We start from the raw sequence: 2,569 nt of genomic DNA on the forward strand, positions 1-2,569 counted from the left end.
ACTCAGCCGTTCGCCACTCGCTTCCACCCGGAGGTGGGTGCCGTTCGACTTGCATGTGTTAGGCGCGCCGCCAGCGTTCATCCTGAGCCAGGATCGAACTCTCCGTCCAAAATATATGGGCCTCGAGCCCGTCCGGTCCTCTCAGTTCATCGCTGATCGGTTCCGTTCGATTCATATGGTTCTGTTTGATAGGAAAAGGAATTCTCGGGGCCGCCTCTCGGCGGCCTTGCGAAAAACGAATCCAAGTCAGACCATTTCAAATGGTTCGATGTCTGCCCGGATGCGACACACCATGTGTGTCCATCCTCGCAGTATCCGGTTCTCAAGGTGCACGCCTGCGCTGGTTCCCGGTCCGACCGGGCCGCGCGGCAAGGAGATATATTGCCAGACCGGAGGGGCCCCGGGGGCGGGAATCTGGTTACACACAACTCCTACACAGTTTGGGATTCTCAGCTGTATTTACCGGTAATAGAGAGGGGACCTCGTTTCCGAGATCCCCTTTTTCGTCTATCTATAGAAATAGGCTTTCAAAGCCTTAGGCCAACAGCTTGCGACCTGACTCCTCAATCGCGTCAAGTGCTGCATCAGCCTCGGCGGCATCCGCGCCCTTAGCGAAGATGTACAGCTTGATCTTGGGCTCGGTGCCGGAAGGACGGACAATACCCTTGTTGCCACCCTCAAGATCGAACTCAATGACATTAGCCTTCGGCAGGCCGTTCACGCACGTGTTGTAATCCACAACGGCCTCGATCTTGGAGCCTGCGAGCTCCGCGGGCGGGTTTTCGCGCAGACCCGCCATAATGCCGGCCATCTTTGCCGCACCCTCAGCGCCCGGATAGCTCAGCGAAATCGTCTTGTTGTGATAGTAGCCATACTTCTCGTACAGCTCGTGCATCGCATCGGCAAGGTTCTTGCCCTGGAGCTTGTAATACTGCGCCATCTGGCAAATCAGAAGCGAAGTGCTCACGGCGTCCTTGTCGCGCACGTGGTCGCCGGCCAGATAACCGTAGCTCTCCTCGAAACCGAAGATAAAGCGATCGACTTCACCAGCATCGGAAAGCGAGGTAATGATGTCACCGATGTACTTGAAGCCCGTCAGGCAGCGACGGAGCTCAAAGCCATACTCCTCGGCCAGAGCATCGACCATGGCGGAAGAAACAATGGTAGTAACCGCGACCTTCTTGGTGAGATCCTCGCCGCGGGCGGCACGGGTCTTGCAGATATAGTCGAGCAGCAAAACGCCCATCTCATTGCCGGTCAGCAGCAGATAGTCATCACCATTCTTAACAGCAACGCCAACACGGTCGGCATCAGGATCGGTTGCAAGCAGCAGATCGGGGTGAACCTGCTCGCACAGGTCGATTCCCTTCTGCATGGCCTGACGGATCTCGGGGTTAGGATACGGGCAGGTCGGGAAATCGCCGTTCGGGTCCTTCTGCTCGGGAACAACCGTGACATCGGTGATGCCGGCGCGCTCGAGCACCGTCGTGACGGGAATGAGGCCAGTGCCGTTGAGCGGAGTGTAGACGAGCTTAAGCGGAGCGCCAGCGATCTCCTCGGCAGAAAGGTTGGTCACGCCGCGCGCGAGAACGGCGTCGTAATAACGCTCGAGGCACGAGTCATCGATCCATTTGACCAGACCCTGCTCAAGAGCCTCATCGAAGTCCATGGACTTCACGCCAGTGAACGTATCGGTCTCGGCGATAGCCTTAGAAATTGCATCGGCGGCCTCGCTAGTGATCTGGCAGCCGTCGGGGCCATATGCCTTATAGCCGTTATAGGGCGCCGGATTATGACTAGCGGTCATGCAAATGCCACCGGAGCACTCAAGGTCGCGGACGGCCCAGGAAAGCGTCGGCACGGGAGAAATCTTAGGGTATACGAGAGCAGTCACGCCGTTTGCTGCAAGAATGGCAGCCGTCGTCTTAACGAACAGTTCGCCCTTATTGCGGCTATCGCGAGCAATGGCAACCGTCGGATGCTCAAAAGTCGCATTGAGATAGTCGGCGAAGCCCTGCGTTGCACGGCCGACCGTATAGATATTCATACGGTTGGTGCCAGCACCGATCGTGCCACGCAGGCCGGCGGTGCCGAAGGCAAGATCCTGGAAGAAGGCATCGGTGATGGCATCCTCGTCACCCTGCTCCTTCATCGTGTTGAGCTCGGTCAGCAGCTCATCATCCTTGACATTGGCAATCCAAGTATCAAGCAGCTCGTGAACATCTGCCATGTGCGTCCTTCCTTCATAATCAATAAAACGGCCCGCCTAAAACAGGTCAAGCGCAGTATCACGCTTAAGTAGATAGTAATCCATTGAGTGCGTGAGACTGTCAGGAGAACGGTGAACGTCTGAATAAGACGGCAGATGATATCGTTGTAAAAAATGTCATTTAGTTAAATTGCCTGAGAAACGAAAAAGGGGGAGGCCGCGAGGCCTCCCCCTTCTCGATTCTCGATGACGGCTCGGTGCCGTCCACCGGTCAGCGGCGCCCTGGCCTCCCACGGGCTGGCCCCGCAGTACTCTCGGCGCGATGGGGCTTAGCTTCCGGGTTCGGAACGGGACCGGGCG

1 protein-coding gene and 2 rRNA genes are annotated in these 2,569 nt (G+C 57.1%); all 3 read right to left on the reverse strand.

Going from position 1 to position 2,569, the window contains the following annotated elements; all coding sequences use genetic code 11:
- A 16S ribosomal RNA gene (locus tag ACTQ48_RS11015) occupies positions 1–109 on the reverse strand; the annotation flags it as partial.
- A 426-nt stretch (positions 110–535) separates the two neighbouring features.
- Positions 536–2,230 carry a phospho-sugar mutase gene (locus tag ACTQ48_RS11020; protein ID WP_427719879.1) on the reverse strand — a complete coding sequence of 565 codons (1,695 nt, stop codon included), beginning with the start codon at positions 2,228–2,230 and terminating at the stop codon, positions 536–538.
- Positions 2,231–2,478: 248 nt separating this feature from the next.
- Positions 2,479–2,569, reverse strand: a 5S ribosomal RNA gene (gene rrf / locus ACTQ48_RS11025); the annotation flags it as partial.

Source organism: Collinsella sp. Sow4_E3 (genome assembly GCF_052116285.1).
In the GTDB taxonomy this organism is placed as follows: Bacteria; Actinomycetota; Coriobacteriia; order Coriobacteriales; family Coriobacteriaceae; genus Collinsella.